Genomic DNA, 19,091 nt, shown 5'->3' with positions numbered 1-19,091 from the left:
CCCTACGATCTCCGCCTCGAACTCCGGCGTGAACGAGCGACGAGAGCGAGGCTTCTTCTTCCCCATGCTCTCCATGATGGACATCCTCCCGGGGCAGAACCCCTGACCTCGGATGTCCGTCAAAGCGGATCAAGCCCACATCACAGCTCCCAGGCGGCGAGGCGACGTTCCTCTGCTACCGGCCTACTGCGGCCCTGACCCGCCGTCAACAAACCACCGCTAGCAGATCAGACACAGCAGCAAAGTGCCGACAGAGGCGGTCCATAGCCCGGACGCATGGCAGGCACGAGCCTGAGGGATCACGGAGCTCTCCACTCGGTGATCACCGGAGAGTCCGTGCCTGCCGTCCCACCGTGTCTGTTCGGAGCCCAGCCGGAACGCGCCCGGGCCGACTCCCCTGGTCGCTTCTTCCTCGCCTGGTCCACTACCTTCGCGTACACCTGCCCGATGATGTCGATCATCGAAACGTGGCAGCGCTCGCTGGTCAGGTCGAGGCCGTGCCGGTCAATGAGGTCGGCCCCGGGTTCGCGTCGGCATGTGGTCCAAGGGATCCACGTGTCCGGCGAGCAGGGTGTCAGCGGCTGCGGGCCTGATTGTGATCGGTCACACTATGTGAGGGGCACCGTTCCTCACCGACACGGAATGATCGAGGGTCAGACCACATATTTGTCGGCCTCGTTCAGTGCCTCATCGAGGATCGCCAACCCCTCCCGAGCCTCCTCGTCCGTGATGGTGCACGGCGGGACCACGTGGACGCGGTTGAAGTTGTAGACGGGCCAAAGGCCGCGTTCCTTGCAGGCAGCGACTACGTCGTCCACCGGGCGGGTCAGTTCGCCACCGGCGGCGTAGGGCACGAGCATCTCCCGGGTCTCACGGTCACGTACCAGTTCCACCGCCCAGAAGACACCCAGGCCGCGAACCTCACCGACCGAGGGGTGGCCCTCGGCGATCTTGCGCAAACCGGGACCGATGATGTCCGCGCCGACGCGGGCGGCGTTCTCGATGATTCCCTCCTCCTTCATCGCGGTGATGGTCGCGACGGCAGCAGCGCACGCCAACGGATGGCCGGAGTAGGTGAGGCCGCCGGGGTAGGCAACGTTTTGAAAGGTCTCATGGACCTGGTCGGAGATGATGACCCCGCCGAGCGGTACATAGCCGGAGTTCACGCCCTTGGCAAAGGTGATCAGGTCCGGGGAGACTCCCCAGTGGTCGACGGCGAACCACGCACCGGTGCGTCCGAATCCGGACATCACCTCGTCGGCGATCAGCAGGATTCCGTGCCGGTCGCACAGCTCGCGCACACCCTGGAGATAGCCGGCCGGCGGCACCAGGATGCCGGCGGTTCCGACTACGGTCTCCAGCATGATCGCCGCGATCGTCGACGGCCCCTCGAACGCGACGACCTGCTCCAGGTGGGCGAGGGCGCGCTCGCACTCCTCCGCCTCGGTGGTCGCGTGGAAGTGCGAGCGGTAGAGGTAGGGTCCGAAGAAGTGCGAGACGTTCCCCGAGGCGCTGCCGGACTGCTCGTTGGCCCAGCGGCGCGGGTCACCGGTCAGGCTGATCGCCGTGGAGGTGCCACCGTGGTACGACCGGTAGGCCGCCAGTATCTTGGCGCGGCCGGTGTGGATCCGGGCCATGCGTACCGCGTGCTCGTTGGCCTCGGCGCCACCGTTGGTGAAGAAGACCCGGTTGAGGTCGGCGGGTGCCAGTTCGGCGATCAGCCGGGCCGCCTCACCGCGTTTGTCGTTCGCGAAGGTCGAGGCGATCATGCAGATCTGGTCGGCCTGCTCCTTGATCGCTGCGACGACCTTGGGGTGGGCATGCCCGATGTTGAGGTTGATGAACTGCGAGGAGAAGTCGAGGTAGCGCTTCCCGCTGTAGTCCCAGAAGTGGCGGCCCGAGGCGCCAGCCACCGGGATGGGGTTCACACTCCCCTGAGCGGCCCATGAGTGGAAGAGGTGGGCGCGGTCGTCGGCGACCACTCGAGCACCCTGCTCGGGGTCCGGCCCGCTGACGGACGACGGCTGGGCGGGAACGGATTCGTTGGTCATCATTACCTCGATCGTGGTTGTCCGGGGAACACAGAATTGCGCGAATGGTCGGAAAGAGCGGTGCTCTCTCGTTCTATGAAGTAGTGGATGTCGGCGGTGGCCGCTTCGATCCGGGTACGGGGCCGGGTGCCGCTCGGTTCCTGCAGCAGGTCCGCCTGTCGGCGCAGTACCTTCCCCGAGAACGGCAGTCCGCCACTGTCGCCGTACCGGATGGCGCCGGTACGGTCGCGGCGGGGGACCACCTGGGACCGCGCGTGGATGCTTGCGCTGAAGGGGATGTCCAGCCGGCCGGTTCGAAAGCCGTCCTCGATGGCGCCGAACAGATCACTGCCGGCGAGCACCGGCTCGATGAGCTCGGAGACCTCGTGCTCGATCCAGTACTGCTCCTCGGCCACCCGGTCCTCGTCGATCCGGACGAAGTCGAGCAGATCCGAGGCACCCAGGGCCGCCGTGCGCAGTCCCGCGGCGTTGGCCGCGGCATCAGGAATGCCGTACGCCTCCTGAATGGTCTTGTTGATCACCTTGGTCGCGCCGCCGAGCCGAGCCGTCAAACCGCCGTGGAGGATGAGCAGGTTGGCGTATTCGGGTGTCACGGGGAAGACGCCCATGAACTCGTGCAGGACCGGGTAGACCTCGACGTCCGTAGCGAGGTGGCGGGCTGTCAGTGACCGGACGGCCCGCAGGGCGGCGATGTCCTGGTGGGTCTCGCCGCCCTGTGGATAGGCGATCGACAGGCAGCGGACACCTTCCCGCACGGCTGCGATGCCCTCCAGCAAGGTCATGGCCAGACTGACTGAGGGGGGAACGAGCACCGCGGTCAGCGTGCCGAAGAGCTCACGGTCGATGACGGAACCCGCTCGGGCGAGGGTGCCGCACAGCGCGTCCACCTGCTGCCAGGCCCGCAACGACTCGCCGAGCGGCACGTTCTTGGAGTACGGCAGGTTGTAGCCGATGCCGCCGCCCTCGAAGGAGGTGATGCCCGAGGCGATGGACACCGCGAACAGGTCACGTGCGTCGGGTGAGCCGTGCCGGACCTCCAGGGGGACCGAGACGGCCTCGCCGAGTTCCCGGCCTCGCTGCCAGCCGTGCGAGACAAGGGGGTACCCGTTCAGATCGGCTGGGCTGTGCCGCATCAGATGCCGCGCGGTGTCGAACTTGCGCAGCCGGGTGTGCGAGTCGATCGTGACGGACAGGATGTCGGGCCCGGCGGCCTCCAGTTCACGCAGCAGCGTCACCATCGGCCCGTGGCCACCGACGCCGCACCGCGGCTGGACCGCAGGGCGGCCGGCCGCATCGGCGGCCCGCAGCACGTCCACGACACGGGGGCGCCGGGCATCCGTCAGATAGTCCACGATGTCGGCCCAGCCCGGCAGCTCGTCGGATACCCACGGGGTCAGTTCGAGGCCGTTCAGTTCAGCCATCATGAGGTTCAGCCATTTCGAACCCCGCTCACCGTCGGCAGCCCAACCGGCTTGCGCTGCTCTCTATGGTCGACGCGTGGAGCCGGTCGAGCAGCAGGACGAGCTCTCCGGCGTCGGAGAGGATGTGGTCGATGCCCAGGGCGTAGAGCCGTTCCCGGTCGGCGCCGCTCTTGTGGCTGCCGACCGAGAGATTGCCGCCGACCACCACGGGGCAGTTCAGCCGGCCCGCGGCGCGCAGTTGCGGCAGGGACTTGAGGTCCTGGTGGGCGTGTCCGTTGAGCGTGCCGATCAGGACCGCCTCGGCCTCAGGATGCCGGTCCAGCGCATCGGCGAAGTCACCCAAGGGGGTGCAGACTCCTAGGTTGATCACGATGAAACCGTGATCCTGGAGCTGCATGGCGATCAGGTGGTTGGCGACGGCATGCGCATCGCTCTCGGCCACACCCAGGATGACCAGGCGTCCGCTCTGCTCCTGAAGTGTGTTCATCGACACGGTCCCCCGGCAGGATTGAAGAGTTGCGAAGAATATGAGTGATGGGGATGCGGATGGTCAGTCGTCAAAGGCCATGAACAGTTCACGGTGGTTCACCTCGGCGAGGCGATCGGGGTGGTATTCGTGAGGGTCAGCGGCCCGCAGGGAGTCGAAGACGAGGTCGATCGCGGCGACCAGACCCCATACCTCGTGATACGCGGGCTGACCCGGGGTGCCCCGCCGGTGGTCGGCCTCGCGCGCGAAGATGTAGTTGGCCCAATCCCTGTTCATGGGGTGCCGGTGGTGGAAGTCGTGGACCACGGTGTCGCCCGTGAGTACCAGATAGCGGGCGGGAAAGTGGATCAGGAGCATGCGGAGCCACCACCGTAGCCAGGCCACGTATCTGCGGACCGTCGGGAGGGCCGGCGAAGGGGCTGCCTCCCCGATGAAGATGGCGTTGGTGAGGCTCGCGAAGTACTCCCGCCCTCGCCTGACGGTCTGCTCAGGCACCGGAAAGGTGTGCTTGACGCACAGCCGCAGGACGTTGCTGACCTGGAAGAAGAGAGTCATCGGCAGTACCCAGGCGACCAGCAGGAAAACCCAGAGGTGCAGCCAACTCGCCAGCCCCACCAGCAGAACGAGTCCCGTGACCGCCCCTGCCCGCCGGCCAGGGCTCGCGACGGCGTAGAAGGACCTGATCCGGGCAATCAGGAAGCGGGTGTGAAACCACGGAGAGAAGATCTTCCCCAGGACACGCCGCCACATCTGGTCCCTGGTCATGCCGGGGTGCAACCGCAGGCTCACCAGGAACGCCTGGACCGTAGGATCGCGCCGTGTCATGTGGTGCAGCGCATGGTGGTCGCTGACGTGCTCGGCGCTGTAGCGGTCGAAGTCCTGGATCACCAGGACGGCGGCGAGCGCGCGACCGAGGGTGGCGTCCGCCCGTCGTCGCCGCCACATGTTCTGGTGGGCGCACTGGTGATAGATCATCATCCGCAAGTTCCGAGTGCCGTGGAGGGTCATCGCCCAGCCGGGCAACAGCAGGAGTAGCAGCCACCCGGACGCCGACAGAGCGGCGCAGCTGAGTGCCACCCCGCCGACGGTGGATCCGAGGGCATTGGCCAAGTGGCGGGTGGGGGTGTAGCTGACGGGGCGCTGACCGGCGTACGGACGGCCGGTCAGCAGTGTGAGCGGCCGTGCGAACGCCTCCGGCAACACCCGCATGGATTCGCGCACGCTGTCAGTCGCGCCGGAACCACCTTCGGGTTCCGTGCGCACGTCATTCACCTCGGGCATCGCGCCGGCCTCTCTCCGCTGAACTGTGAACGTGTGGCGGTGGATACAGGTCAGGTGAGGACCGCGGCGGCTTCCAGTTCCGTTGCGATGGTGAGCAACTCGTCCAGCACCGCGTCGAGTTGACCGGTGGTGGTTTCCGGATTCAGCAGCATCAGCTTGAGGAACACCTGGCTGCCGCCCTCCCCCGCGATGTGAGTACGGGCGATCAGCGCGCGCCCGTCCTCCATGACCCGGCGGCGCAACGCGCCGTTGAAGGCGTCGACGTCCAGGCCGTTACCCGGCAGATAGCGGAACAGCACTGCGGTGAGGGGCGGTTCGGTGCCCAGCTCGAACCGCGGTTCGGCCGCGATACGAGCTGCGGCATGCCGGGCCAGGTCGTGGCAGGTGTCGACCATCGCGCCCATCGCCTTGCTGCCCAGCGTGCGCATGGTCACCGCGATCTTGAGCGCGTCCGCCCGCCGGGTGGTCTGGAGCGAGGTGTTCTGCAGGCCGATGAACCCGGCGCAGGTGTCGTCGTCGGCGCTCAGGCAGGTGGTCGGCTGCAGGCCGAACGACAGCATGGTCTCGGCACGGCGGACCAGCAGAACAGCCGAAGAGGCGGGGGCCCAGCCGAACTTGTGCAGGTCGAGGGTGACTGAGTCGGCCTGGTCCAGGCCGTCGAGCATAGGGCGCAGCCGGGGAGAGAAGAGCGCTCCGGCGCCGTAGGCCGCGTCGGCGTGAAGCCACACGCCGTACCGACGGGCGATGGCGGCCAGCTCGGGAAGCGGGTCCACGATGCCGAGGTCGGTGGAGCCGGCGACCGCCACCATCGCCACGGCCACCTTGTCGTCCGGGAGTTCGGCGAGCGCGCGCTCCGCCTCCTGCGGGATCATCCGGCCGTTCTTGTCCACCGGGATGGAGAGGATGTGCTCTTCGCCGATGCCCAGCAGACGCACCGCCCGCTCGATCGAGAAGTGCACGCCCACCGGGCAGAGCACCACGGGCTGGACGTCGAGTGCGCGCAGGCCGCCCGCGAACGGGTAGGAACCGGTCTTCTCGGCCAGAGTGGTGTCCCGGGCCATGGTCATCGCCATCAGGTTGGAGACGCTGCCGCCCGGAGTGAGCGTTCCACCTGCCGCGTCGGCGTCATAGCCCACGAGTTCCGCCAGCTGGGCGATCACCCAGCGGTCGAGCTCGAGCGCGAAAGGGCCGCTTTCCCAGGCGTGCAGGGACTGGTTGAGGATGGCCGTGACCAGTTCGGTCACGGCGGCCACATCGGTGGGCGGGGGCTGCATTCGGGCCATGGCCGCCGGGTGGGTGATGTCCACCGACCACTGCGCGTACGGGCGGACCAGTTCGGCGAGTACGAGCGCGGGGTCTGCCCCGTCCTGCGGGAGCAGCGGGGTGGTGAGTGCCTGCCGAGCCGCCGTACGGGCACCTTCGGGGCCTCCGGGGGCCACCGGCCCGGTGCGGGTCGCGGAGACTTCCTCGAGGATGTCCAGCGCGGTGTTCACCAGAGTCCGGACGCTTTCCAGGCCTGCTGCGGTCCCCGCAGGCTGATAAAGCGGGCCCGGCACGGTCGTGGTCACGAATGATCTCCTACACGAAGAGGTGGGCGTCGCCAGGAATAAGGCAGCGGGCGGTATCGGGTGCGTAACCGTCTCGGACGAAACGGACTACTGGGTCTCCTCCGGCCCGGCCGAGGAGCCGGCGCCGGTCACGGCCGGTTCGTGGGCCGGCTCGGTCGGCGCGGGCTCGGGAAAGTCCCTGAGCCGGGGCACCGGCGAAAAGATCACCCAGAGTGGGGCGAGAAGGAAGACGAACGCCGTGACGTAGAGCGTGGGCCGTAGCCCGATGACGTCCCCGAGGAAGCCGCCCGAAAGGGCGCCCAGCGGAAGGGGCCCCCAGGCGATGAACCGGCAGCCGGCGTTGACCCGGCCGAGGAATTGGTCCGGGGTGATGACCTGGCGCAGGCTCACCACGTGGATGGTCGACATCGTGGAACCGATGCCGCAACACGCGAATGCCGCGACGAACATCGCACAGGACAGCAGACCACCCCCGGGGGCGAGCGGCACCAGGATCGGTGCCGCACAGCACAGCACCAGTTCTGCGATGACGGCCCGGCCCAGGCCGAGCCGTTCCTTGAGCCGGCCCGCGCCCATGGCGCCCACCAGCGAGCCCACGGCGCCGGCCCCCAGGACCAGGCCGATGGTGGCCGGGCTCATGCTGAGTTGTCGAGCGGCGTAGAGCACGAACACGGTCTGCAGCGACATCCAGCAGAAATTGTATGTACCGGCCTGTAGGGCGATCACCCGGATCGTGGCGTTGTCGAAGACCATGCGCAGGCCTTCCCCGATACTCCGTGTGGTGGAGAGCCGCCGCTCCGGCACGGCCGGGGCGGGCTCCGGGCGGCGGATCGCCAGGAGCCCGGCGACGGACACCAGATAGGAGAACGCGTTGGCCAGCAGCGCGACAGGGGCAGTGAGCCAGCCGACGAGCAGACCGGCCAGACCGGGGCCGCCGATCTGGGCTATCGAACTCGTCGCCTGGAGTTTGCTGTTGCCCTCGACCAACTGGTCGCGCTCGATCAGCGAGGGCAGGTACGACTGGTAGGAGACATCGAACAGGACGGTCAGTACGCCGATCGCCAACGCCGCCGCGTACAGGTACCACATGTTCAGCACGTCGAAGGCGGCGCACAGCGGCACACTGCCCACCAGCAGTGCGCGCCCTATGTTGCTCCCGATCATCAGCGGCAACCGCCGACGCCGGTCGACCCAGACCCCGATGAAGAGCGTGGCGCCGAGGAACGGCGCGAAGCTCGCGGCGTTGAGCACCCCCAACTGCGTCGAGGAGGAGTCGAATTGGTAGACAGCCGTCAAGGGCAGCGCCAGCTGAGTGACCTGCGCTCCCATCTGCGAGACGGACTCTCCCGACCAGAGTTTCATGAACTCCCGGTCCCGCCAGAGGCCCTTGAACTGGAGAGTTCTCACGTCCGGGCCTCCGTGCGCGGGTGTGTGGCCGCACCGGCCACATCGTGCGGTACGTGGTAACAGCAGCCGATCTGCGCCCCGTTGGACATGCTGACGATGCCGACCTCGGGGTCGGGGGTGCCCCGGACGAGCATTCCGCTGTAGGAGCCGCCGACCATGAGCACGCCGTAGGCGACCGCCATCCGCTCGAACCCGAGACCGTCCTCGGTGACAAAGCGCTCCGCGACCGGGAGCACGCGCTCCTGGACGACGAACGGGCCGCCGACGGCGCCTCGAATGTGCGCTTCCCACTCCTCCTGGCCGACAGTCCAGCCGGGGACGACCCCGACACCGCCATACAGCAGGGTGGGTTTGAGCGCGAGCTGATTCTTGTGGGCCATCACGAACGGCAGTAGATCGACGGAGCGGCCGTCCCGCTGTGCCGTCTCGTCGCGGACAAAGCGGGTCCATGGCAGGATCCGGCCGATCAGGTCGTGTTCCTGAGCGCTGAAGGCCTCCCGGTTTCGTTCATCGCTCAGCATCGCCAGGCTGCCCTTGTTGCCGTACAGCTCGCAGTCCAGCCCGGCGAACAAGAACGTGTGCCCCTGGCCGACGGCGTCCAGCAGCGGGTCGACCAGGTCGTAGCTGCGCTGTTCGTCGGCCATTTCCCCTGGCAGGAATATCCGGTAGACCACGTCGACCTTGCGGCCGTAGATGTACGGAACGCCGTCCCGGTAGTCGAACTCGGCGAGGCTGCACACGACGGTGTCAAATCCGTGCCGCAGCCAGTCGGGCACCACGAAGTCCAACCAGGGCTTGGTGTAGGCGTACCCGTCCGGCCACTCGGTGAGCGCGAGCACCGGCCGGGTCGGTAGCTCGTACCCCGCATCGGCCGCCTCCGCCCGCAGCACCTCGGCGATCCGGCCGATCGGGTCCGGATGGACCAGTCCCTCGGCGTCGGCGAACGCCCGGAAGGCTCGGTTGCGCCCGGCTGGACGGGAGAACTCGCCCATCTGCCAACCGCCGAGTGAGCTCCCGGTGTTCAGTTCCATCAGTTTGAATCCGCCAGGCTCGCGGTACATGTCGGCCCGGGACATGGCCGGCATCCGCAGACCCGCGCCGCGCATGACCAGATCGATCTGCGTGGGCGTCATGCCGACAGCCGCCGCGAACGCCCGCCGGTCGCCGTCGAAGAGCCGGTCGGGGATGGTGGTCAGCAGGTCGAACAGGCCGTTGAGGTCGGCCTCCAGACTCAGCCGGTCGGCGGTCGCCAGGAAGATCGGGCGGTTCAACGCCTTCCCGCCCCCGGCGCCGTAGCTGTTCCAGTCGTTGCGCAGCTCGGGGACGACCATGTTCTCCAGGCCGTTGTCGAGTGCCAGATACCGGCGGGTCATGGGGTTTTCCATCAGCGCGCCCAGACCGTCGAGCCGGGATCCGGCGAGCGTCGGCCGTACCTCGGCCTCGGCCCGGTCCAGCGCCGTGGTGCAACCACCTCGGTCGTCGCAGACCGCGATTACGGCTGCGGTACGCGGCGTCAGTGCCTGCGGCGGCAGCAGGAGTTCGTCCCCGGGGGCCGCCAGAGCGACAACCTCCGCCACCCCTGGCACCTCGGCCGCGCCACCCAGGTCCAACCTTTCCAGCACCCCATCGTGCGGGGGATAGAGAAAACGGACTTCGGCCCAGCGCTCATGGGTCGGGGTGAGGTCCGGGGCCTTGCCGAGGGCCAGGGCGGCGCCCGCGAGCGACAGATCGATGCCGGTGGACAGCGTTCCCAGGTACGGGATGAGGTCACCGCCGAGTCGCCCATTCAGTTCGATCAGGCGACAACCCGAAGGGGTCAGGCGGATCTCGGTGTGGGTGAGTCCGGTGTCGATGCCGAGCGCCCGGTGCGCGGCCTTGACGAGATCGGACACCTCAGCCGCCCAGGGCTCGTGGCGCCACGGTCCGACCAGATGGCCGACCTCCTCGAAGGCCGGATGGAAGCCCAGCTGCTTACGGGCGACGAAGACCGGTTCGGCGTCACCGTCGATCACGCAGCTGTCGATGCTGATCTCCGGCCCCTGGAGGTACTCCTCGACCAGAACGCCGGATTCGGTGCGGATACCGGGGAAGGTGGCGCCGGCTACCGACGCGTACGCGTCCCGCAGACCCGCCGCATCCCTGACCGCGGTGACGCCCATGCTGCCGGCCAGCGAACGGGGCTTGAGCACCACCGGGAAGCCGATCTCCTCGGCGGCGGCCGCGGCCTCCTCCACGGAGTGCGTCAGACGGTAGCGCACCGCCGGCAATCCGGCCTGGTCCAGCAGTTTCCTCGTCCGGTACTTGTCCCGGCAGGCAGTGGCCGCCCGCGCGGAGAGATGGGGCAGGCTCAGTTGCTCGGCCACCTCCGAGGTGGAAATCAGCGAGAGCTCGTCCCAGGTGAAGAGCCCGGGCCGGTCCGGTGCCACGCCCGCTGCCCCGGCCCCGGCCTCGGCGAGAAGCTCCTCGACCGCGCCGCGCAGGCTCGCGACGTCCGTGGTGTCGGCCTTCCGGTAGGTCGACACGTAGGGCTTCTCCCACGTGACCTCCTGGGAGGTCACCAGAGCGATGTCGTACTCCCGGGCCAGGGAGGCCATCGCATACTCGCGGTAGGCCCTCAACCGGCTGCCCACCACGATGAGACGGCTCTTGTGCTCTCGCATCTGACGCTCTCACTTCCTCTCGCTGTTCACGGTCCGCCGCATCGGCCCGCTCGGTCACTGCTCAGCCCGGCACAACGTCGCAACGGATGCTGAACGTCGCGGTGATCTTCTTGATCGCGGCCTCGACGTCATGGCTGGAGTCACCACGGAACCGGAACCGTGCGGCGACGTGTTCGTAGCCGCCCGTGCGAGGGATGACGGTGCCCCGCTCCGGCACCGCCCAGGCATAGGGGCCGTCGCTCTCTGGAGAGGAAGCCTGCACATGGCCGACCTCCACCACCCGGCACGGCGGCGGCACGGGCACCGGCAGCAACAGCCAACCGGCGGTACCGCCCGCCACCACGGCGGGCACGACAGGCACGGCCGGTGGACGGTCCACCTGGACGTCCACGGCCGCGGCCATCAGATCGAGGCCGTGGACCTCCCGCCAGACAAAGGGAATCTCAGCCCCGCCGACCCGCGCTCCCGCCTCCAGGAAGGTGAGCACCGGCGCGCCGTCCGAACCGGTGCCGACGAACACCTCCAGGTGGAAGACCCACGGTTTTCCCTCACCTAGCGCATCGGCCACGGCCGCCGTGAACCGTGCCAGCGGAGAGCGCAGCGCCGGCTCATCGACCTCGACCGAGCCGAGATACGTGCCCTCGTTGAACTCACGGCAGTTGTTCAGGTATCGCGACGCATACCAGGGCCCCAACTCCGTACCGGTCCACAGGCCGTCGACGTGGAACACCGGATCGGCGACGAAGGACTGGACAATGCGAGCCTCGCCAGGTGAGTCGGTGAACAGGGACGGCGCGTCCAGATCGTCCGGGCCACGCAGCAACGTCACGCCCCGGCTGGCGGTACCGCGCCGCGGCTTGAGCACCACGGGCCAGCCGTGCCGTGCCGCGAACTCTTCCACGGACACCCTGTTGTCGGCGTCGGCGTAGGCAGGGACCGGGATACCCGCCCGGTCTACCAGGGTGACCATGGTGAGCTTGTCCCGGAAGCGCGCCAGCTCCTGCGGGCGCTGGCCGGGTAAGTCGAATGCCTCCCGGATCTCGGCGGCGGTGTCGAGGTCGCCCTCGTTGAGCGCCACCAGATGACGTACGGGACCGAAGCGCCCGATCAGTTCGGCGACGGCCGCTCCGGCCTCGGCGACCGAGTCGGTGGCCGACACCACGATCAGTGCCGCCGCCTCGGCGGGTACGGAGGTCCGGCCCAGCTCCGACGTCACGTAGCTGACCCGGCACACCTCATGGTCAAGGTAGTCGGTGTAGCGCGCGTGCTGGTCACGCCAGCGGTGCAGTACGACGATGTGCACCGGCCCGTGGCCGGGTTCCTGCGCAGTCACAGGTGAGACTCCGAACTCTGCGCCGTCAGACGGGCGTTGGCAACCATGATCTGCCCCAGTGCGATGCCGCCGTCATTGGTGGGCACCTGCTGCTGGCAATAGCTGTCGAAGCCGGCCGCACGCAACTCCACCAGGCAGTTGACGAGCAGGAACTCGTTCAGGAAAACGCCCCCGGAAAGCACCACATGCTCGAAGGCCGCGACGCCCTCACCCCCGGCGGCCTGCGCCTCCTGGACGCGTTCGACAACCATGTCGACCACGCTGGAGTGGAATCGCCGGCTGACATCGGCCACGTCGACTCCCGCCGCGAGATCGCCGGCGATGGCCCGCACCACAGGCCGGGGATCAATCTCGGTAACGCCCTCGGATGCCCCGCAGTCGAAGTGGTAGCGCTCGACGGGGTCGGACATGTTCAGGTCCCGAGCGAGCAGTCCTTCCAGCTCGATCGGCCCTTGGGCCTCGTACTCGGCGTGGGTGGTGATCGCCAGCAGGGCCGCGATTCCGTCGAACAGCCGGCCCATGCTGGAAGCGAGCGGGGCGTTGATTCCCCGCTGCGCCATCGTCGCGAAGACATGGCGCTGCTGCTCGTCGAACTTCCTCAGTACGGGGAAAGCCGCGGTGCCGGCGTCGACGTCGCCGAACGCGTCCAGGGCAAGTGCGAAGGCCGTTCGGATCGGCTCCCGCACCGCCCGATCCCCTCCCAGCAGCGGCACGGTGCGCAGGTGGGCTATCCGCTGTACCTCGCGGTAGTTGCCCAGCAGGAACTCTCCGCCCCAGGTCGTACCATCCTCGCCGTACCCCGCACCGTCGAAGACGACGCCGAGTGTGCGGCCACTCAGCAGGTTCTCTGCCATGCAGGAAGCCATGTGCGCGTGGTGGTGCTGGACCCGCACCACTGTGCCGAACTCGCCGCCCTGCTCCTTGAGCGCGAGCCTGGTGGCCCGGAATTGTGGGTGCAGGTCCACGGCCGCGTCGCGGGGCGTCAGCTCGTGCAGCGCAGCCAGATGACGGGCGGTCTGCTGATGAGACGCGAGCGTCGCGTCGTTCTTCAGGTCGCCGATGTGCTGGCTGAGGTAGACCCGGGTGCCGCCGGACAGAGCCACCGTGGTTTTCAGCTCGGCTCCGTACGCCACCAGCGGAGCCAGCTCGATCCCGACCTCCACCGGGTAAGGAGCGTAACCGCGGGCCCGGCGCAGGAAGCTGACAACCGGCTCGGCCAGACGTGGGTGAGTCGAGTACCGGACCAGCGAGTCATCGACCCTGGTCTCGATGTCGCGGTCGTTGTACAGCACCAGATCGGCAATCTGGAACAGGTGCTCGAGCGCCTCCTCGTTGCGGTACGCGATCGGGTAGCCGGAGATGTTCCCACTGGTCATCACCAGCGCGCTCAACCCGTCCACGTCCACGAGCAGATGGTGCTGAGGCGCGGACGGGAGCATGACTCCGAGGTTGGGATTGCGCGGCGCGATGGCCTCGGGCAGAGCGCCGCTCCGCTTGCGTACCAGGACGATCGGTCGAGCCGGCGAGCTCAGCAGGTCCGACTCGGCCGGGCCGAACTCAGCGAACCCGGCGACGGTGGCCAGGTCGCGCGCCATCACGGCGAACGGCTTGGAGTCCCGGCGTTTTCCGGCCCGTAGCCGGTCGATCGCCTCGGCGTTGCGCGCGTCGACGGCCAGGTGGAATCCACCCACGCTCTTGACGGCGACGATCCGCCCTGCGGCCAGCGCCTCTACTGCGGTCGTCAGCGCCTGCTCGCCCCGCCGCACGCCACCGTCCGGGCCGGCGAGCAACAGTTCGGGACCGCACACCGGACAGGCGTTGGGCTGTGCGTGGTACCGCCTGTCCAGTGGGTCCGTGTACTCCCGGTTGCACGGCGCACACATGGTGAAGGCGGACATCGTGGTCTGTGCACGGTCGTACGGCAGGGCCCGCACGATGGAGTAGCGCGGTCCGCAGTTCGTGCAGTTGATGAACGGATAGCGATATCGCCGGTCCGCCGGGTCGCGCAGTTCGGCGAGACAGTCATCACAGACGTACCCGTCGGAGGGGACTATCGTGCTTCTGCGCCCCGCGTGGACGCTTTCGCGGATCACGAAGCTCTCCGGCACCGGATCCTCAGTCGCGAGTGCCTCGACCCGCACCTCGGTGACCCGGGCCTGCGGAGGTGCCTGGCTGCTGAGTTCGTCGGCGAAAGTGCGGAGCGCCCCGGCCTGGCCGGTGACCTCGATCAGGACGCCTTCCGGGTCGTTGAGTACCCATCCAACGAGGCCGCGCCTCAGTGCCGCTTTGTAGACGAAGGGTCGGTAGCCCACACCTTGGACTACACCGGTGACTCGGACGCGGTGACGGACGGCAGCGCTGTCGCTCCCAGTCGGCCTTGTCGAGTTTCGTGCGGCGGGTGTCACTTCCGCTGCCTCTGCGCTTTCCATGTTCCTCACTGGTTCAGCAGAGCCGGGGAAGTTCGGCGCCCTGCAGTTCCTCGACCACGGAGGCACGGCCGTCCGCGTCCAGCAGCAGCACCTGGGCCTCGGCCTGCTCGGTCACCTCGCCGATGGTCACTGCGCCGACGCCGTATCGGTGCGAGTGCAGCGCGTCCAGGACTGCTTGCTCGGCCGACGGGTCCACGAACAGACAGACACAGCCTTCGTTGGCCGCGTGGATCGGATTGATCCCGAGCATGTCCATCGCCATCACGGTCTCGAACTGGACGGGAAGGGCGGTCTGTTCCACTTTGATGGTGCGACCGACCGCTTCTGAGTACTCCTGAAGCACCGCGGCCAGCCCCCCTCTGGTGACATCGCGCACGGAGCGCACGTCGCCTTCGTCGACCCGGGCGAACAGCTCGTCAAGCATCCCGTTGACCGGTGCGCAGTCGCTGAGCACACGCTGCTCGAAGCCGAGGCCCTCGCGGATCGACAGCAGATGGACGGTGTGGTTGCCGATCTGGCCGCTGAGGATGACTTTGTCGCCCGGCTGGACGCTGCGCATCCGGAGCGGTGTCCGCTCGAACACGCCGACGCCGGCGGTGTTCAGGTAGATCTGGTCGGCCTCGCCCTTGCGTACCACCTTGGTGTCGCCGCACACGATCTGGACGCCTGCCTCGCGGGCCGTCTCCCGTATCGAGGTGAGCACCTGGATCAGACGCGTGATCGGCAGGCCGGTCTCAAGGATCATTCCGAGTGTGAGGTACAGCGGCCTGGACCCGACCACGGCAAGATCGTTGACAGTGCCGCAGACCGCGATCTTGCCGATGTCGCCGTTGCCGAAGAACGGCGGGTCGACGACGAACGAGTCTGTTGTCATGGCGATCTGACTTCCCGCGATGGGAAGCATTGCGCTGTCTTCCATCTCACCGATGTAGACATCGCCGAGAGTCTCCACGATCAGCGAGACTAACTCGTGGCTGAGCTGAGTACCGCTGCCGTGGTCGAGAACGACTTCACCGAGATCGGTGGCCGGGCCAGCCATCTGATGTCCCTTCAGTTCAAGCTGACGGAGAAGGTGTTACGGGGAGCGGAAGGGACTACGGGAGGATCTTGACAACCTTGCGGGGCAGTTCGCCTTGCGTGTCAAGGGTGTTGAGGATCTCGGCGGAGTCCGCGACAGTGGCGCAGTACCCACGCAGCCATTCCAGGGACCGGTCGCGAGCATCGGGGTCGCCGGACACCACACAGTCGGACGGGACCCAGATGTTGTATCCGCGGAAGAAGGCGTCAGCGGCCGTGGTCTGCACACAGATCTGCGTCTGCAGGCCAGTCACGAGCACGGTGTCGACGCCGGCCTCCTGGAGCAGGTCATGCAGTTCCGTCTCGTAGAAGCCGCTGTCCTTGTTCTTCTCCACGACTACGTCCGTCGGTGCTGTGAAGTCGGACAGGATGGCTCCACCGGCGCTCCCGCGCTGCAGCGGGAGCGTACCGTCGAGGTCACGCTCGACGTTCGGGTCGTCCGGCAGGTTTACCAGTTGCAGGTGGTAGACGACGTGACCGCGTTCGCGCATCTCATTCAAGAACTTCACGAAGTGCGGCTGGGCCTCAGCCATGGCGGCCGTGCGCTCAGGGGTCTTGTGGACCACGTCAGCCTGCAAGTCGTTGGTGAGTACGGCGATCTTGGCCATGGTGATTCCCTCGTGATAAGCGCGTTAATGGCAGCGGTGACGAACCTTCGTGGCGGCGGGCATGCCAAAAGGCCCCGGGGGCGGTACCTGTGGTGGAGATTCGGACGGCGACAACGTAGGCAGGAACCCATGGTGGGCACTGACGACGGCAGTGCCCACGACGCAACGAATGGTGCAGATCGCTGTGCAATTTGTGGCGAGTTGTGAGGGTGGCTCTCAGCGCTTCGACTCTGCCACGTTCGATCAGAACACGTCAAGATCTTCACATTATGAAGACGGTCAGGGAGTGAACGGGACTGTCTGGTACAACATTTGACTATGCGTCATACGGATGCCTGACCTCCGAGCTTCTGCGATGCAAGGGGACCCTCAAAGTCGCGGAGCTTCGGCGCGGTCGAGGCCGTGCGGCCGAGATGTTCACTCCTCGTCCACAACCGCGGCGTCCGGAGCGGCTCCCTCTTCTCACGCACCGTCGGAGGGCCCACACACCCGACCAGCGTGAGCGGGTGCGGTTCCGCTCGAGTGACGGCCGCGACCAAGTGGTGAGGTCATAGGGGGCTTCCCCGTGATCGTGAGCTTGTTCCGCTTTGACGGACACCGTTGCTGTGGTGGTCAGACACCCCATGTCGTTTGACGTCAAGCGGGATGGGGGTGTGCGTGGTGTGACCAGGCGGTTGCTTCGTCGTAGGTGGTGCGGGTTTTGAGGCAGCCGTGGAGGATGCCGACGAGGCGGTTGCCGAGCTGGCGGAGGGCGGGGTTGTAGCCGGCTTCGCGGGCGCGTTGTTTGTCGTAGTAGCGGCGGGCGCCGGGTGAGCGCAGGGCAGCGAATGCTTGGGTCTGGAGGGCATCGGCGAGGCGGTTGTTGCGGACGTAGCGGGCTTGGACGGTGTGGCTCTTGCCGGATGCCCGGGTGATGGGGCTGGTGCCGGCGTAGTTCTTGCGGGCCTTTGCGCTGGCGTATCGGGTGGGGTCGTCTCCGAATTCGGCGAGTACCCGGGCGCCGGTGATCTCTGCGATGCCGGGCATCGAGAGGTAGATCTCAGCGTCCGGGTGTGCCAGAAAATGCCTCTTCACCTGCTCTTCCATCGCGGCGATCTGCTCGTTCAGCGCGATGATCAGACGGGCGTGGGCGGTGGCGGTGGCCGCGTAGGCGGCGGTGACCTGTTCGGGCAGGCTGAGCTGCCGCTCGCGCAGGGCGGTTTGGACGGTGACCGCTTTCGCGTCCCGGTTGTGGCGGCGGTGGCGGGCCAGGACTGCGGTGATCTGGGTGCGGGTCAGCTTTGCCGCCGCTGCCGGGGTTGGTGCCTTGACCAGAAGCTCCATCGCGTCCGTGCTGGTCAGGGCCAGGTCCGCATAGGCGGCCAGTGCGGCGGGGAAGTACTCGCGTAGCGCGGAACGCAGCCGCTGGAAGGTGCGGGTGCGTTCCCAGATCAGGGTTTGGTGGGTGCGGGCGACGACCTTGACGGCTTGCGCCTGTTCGCTGTCCCCGGCCACGGGCCGCAGCTGGGCCCGGTCGATGCGGACCATGTCGGCAAGCGCATGCGCGTCGCCCTTGTCGCTCTTGGCGCCGGAGGAGGCATAGCGTTCCTTGAAGCGGGCGACCTGACGGGGATTGATCGCGAACACCCGGTAGCCGGAGGCGATCAGGGCCTGCACCCACGAGCCGCGGTCGGTCTCGATGCCAACCACGACTTCTGCCGGGTCCAGGTCCGCGCCCGCGTGGCGCGCGACGAGTTCGTGCAGCTTCGCGATGCCCGCCACCCCTTCGGGCAGGTTCACGGCCGCCAGTTTGCGGCCGCCCTCGTCCTGGATCTCAACGTCGTGGTGGGGTCGGCGCGGAGCGCGGTACTGGGATTCCTCCCAGTCCGTTTCTCCACGCCGCCCTCCCGAACCGGACGTGCGAGTTGGCCCCGCATCCGGCTCTCCACAAGCCCCGTTGACCAGGTGCTTTCCTCAGATCGTGCTGGGCCAGGGCGACGGAATGGTCGTCCCCCGAGGCCGGTATCGAGTGGTGACTACCGACCCCGGGTTGAACAGGACGACGTCTCCGTCGTGCGGCCACCATCCGCCGTCGCAGTAGCGGCGACGGAGCTCTTTCCACCCTGTGCCGAGGTGTTTGCGCCGGAGCCATCCAAAGACCTGACGCCAGACGATCATGCGCAGGTATTGGAAGGACCGGGCGGACACCCCGGGACGGAAGTAGGCGGTCCAGCCCCGCAGCACCTGGTTGAGCCGGTGCAGCAGGACTGCCAGCGGCAGGCTGACGTTCATCCGGCAGAGCGCCTTCGCCTTGGCCTTGATGGACCGAAGTGCCTTCTTGGCCGGGTAGTTGTAGACGTACTGCCGGTCGGTTCCTCGCTTCTGGTGACGCTGGATGCGCCAGCCGAGAAAGTCGAGGCCCTCGTCGATGTGCGTGATCAGTGTCTTCTCCTCCGAGAGCCGCAGGCCGACAGTGGAGAGGACTTCCGCCACTTCTGGAAGCAGTGCCTCGGTGTGGGCTCGGGTGCCCGACACCAGAATGACGAAGTCGTCCGCATACCGGATCAACCGGTAGTTGGGCAGCCCCTTCTGGCGTCGTGTCCACCGTTGCTTCGTCGTGGACTGCGCCCCGCCGGGAGTCTTGACGAAGTGCTCGTCCAGGACCGATAGGGCCACATTGCTCAGCAATGGCGAAAGAATCCCGCCTTGTGGGGTGCCGGTGACGGTCTCCGTGGAGGTGCCGGCCTCGGTGAGGATGCCCGCCTTCAAGAACGCCTTCACCAGCGCGAG

At 67.4% G+C, this 19,091-nt stretch carries 12 protein-coding genes and 1 pseudogene; all 13 read right to left on the bottom strand.

From position 1 onward, the window contains the following. Positions 1-653: 653 nt before the first annotated feature. Positions 654-2,051, bottom strand: a complete 1,398-nt coding sequence (locus ABZV34_RS33210; RefSeq protein ID WP_356285023.1) for an aspartate aminotransferase family protein — start codon at positions 2,049-2,051, stop codon at positions 654-656. A 2-nt stretch (positions 2,052-2,053) separates the two neighbouring features. Continuing rightward, positions 2,054-3,475, bottom strand: a complete 1,422-nt coding sequence (locus tag ABZV34_RS33205) for a methylaspartate mutase (protein WP_356285020.1) — start codon at positions 3,473-3,475, stop codon at positions 2,054-2,056. A 25-nt stretch (positions 3,476-3,500) separates the two neighbouring features. Beyond that, positions 3,501-3,959, bottom strand: coding sequence for a cobalamin-dependent protein (locus ABZV34_RS33200; RefSeq protein ID WP_356285017.1), 459 nt, complete (start codon positions 3,957-3,959; stop codon positions 3,501-3,503). Between the two features lie 63 nt (positions 3,960-4,022). Continuing rightward, complete coding sequence (locus ABZV34_RS33195; RefSeq protein ID WP_356285014.1) at positions 4,023-5,222, bottom strand: fatty acid desaturase; 1,200 nt, start codon at positions 5,220-5,222, stop codon at positions 4,023-4,025. A gap of 68 nt (positions 5,223-5,290) precedes the next feature. Further along, positions 5,291-6,808: an aminotransferase class V-fold PLP-dependent enzyme gene (locus ABZV34_RS33190; RefSeq protein WP_356285011.1), complete on the bottom strand. Its 1,518-nt coding sequence runs from the start codon at positions 6,806-6,808 to the stop codon at positions 5,291-5,293. An 87-nt stretch (positions 6,809-6,895) separates the two neighbouring features. Next, a complete protein-coding gene (locus tag ABZV34_RS33185; protein ID WP_356285008.1) occupies positions 6,896-8,215 on the bottom strand; it encodes an MFS transporter in 1,320 nt (439 codons plus the stop codon). Next, positions 8,212-10,875 (bottom strand): ATP-grasp domain-containing protein, encoded by a 2,664-nt coding sequence (locus ABZV34_RS33180; protein ID WP_356285005.1) that lies wholly within the window; start codon positions 10,873-10,875, stop codon positions 8,212-8,214. The genes ABZV34_RS33185 and ABZV34_RS33180 overlap by 4 nt, the downstream gene beginning before the upstream one ends. Before the next feature lie 61 nt (positions 10,876-10,936). After that, positions 10,937-12,208 carry a biotin carboxylase gene (locus ABZV34_RS33175; RefSeq protein ID WP_356285002.1) on the bottom strand — a complete coding sequence of 424 codons (1,272 nt, stop codon included), beginning with the start codon at positions 12,206-12,208 and terminating at the stop codon, positions 10,937-10,939. Next, positions 12,205-14,637 carry a carbamoyltransferase HypF gene (hypF, locus tag ABZV34_RS33170; protein WP_356284999.1) on the bottom strand — a complete coding sequence of 811 codons (2,433 nt, stop codon included), beginning with the start codon at positions 14,635-14,637 and terminating at the stop codon, positions 12,205-12,207. Before hypF ends, ABZV34_RS33175 begins: the two co-directional genes overlap by 4 nt. Positions 14,638-14,650: 13 nt before the next feature. Beyond that, complete coding sequence (hypE, locus tag ABZV34_RS33165) at positions 14,651-15,676, bottom strand: hydrogenase expression/formation protein HypE (protein ID WP_356284996.1); 1,026 nt, start codon at positions 15,674-15,676, stop codon at positions 14,651-14,653. 55 nt (positions 15,677-15,731) lie between these two features. Next, positions 15,732-16,322: a cysteine hydrolase gene (locus ABZV34_RS33160; RefSeq protein WP_356284993.1), complete on the bottom strand. Its 591-nt coding sequence runs from the start codon at positions 16,320-16,322 to the stop codon at positions 15,732-15,734. Between the two features lie 636 nt (positions 16,323-16,958). After that, positions 16,959-18,149 (bottom strand): annotated as a pseudogene (locus tag ABZV34_RS33155) (IS110 family transposase); the annotation flags it as partial. A 126-nt stretch (positions 18,150-18,275) separates the two neighbouring features. Further along, on the bottom strand, positions 18,276-19,091 hold an 816-nt coding region (locus ABZV34_RS33150), incomplete at its 5' end, for a reverse transcriptase domain-containing protein (protein ID WP_356284990.1).

The organism is Streptomyces sp. NPDC005195, from assembly GCF_040608315.1.
Classification (GTDB): domain Bacteria; phylum Actinomycetota; class Actinomycetes; order Streptomycetales; family Streptomycetaceae; genus Streptomyces; species Streptomyces kaempferi.
Note: the sequence above shows the minus strand (reverse complement) of the source record. Positions and strands in the feature narration are given on the sequence as shown.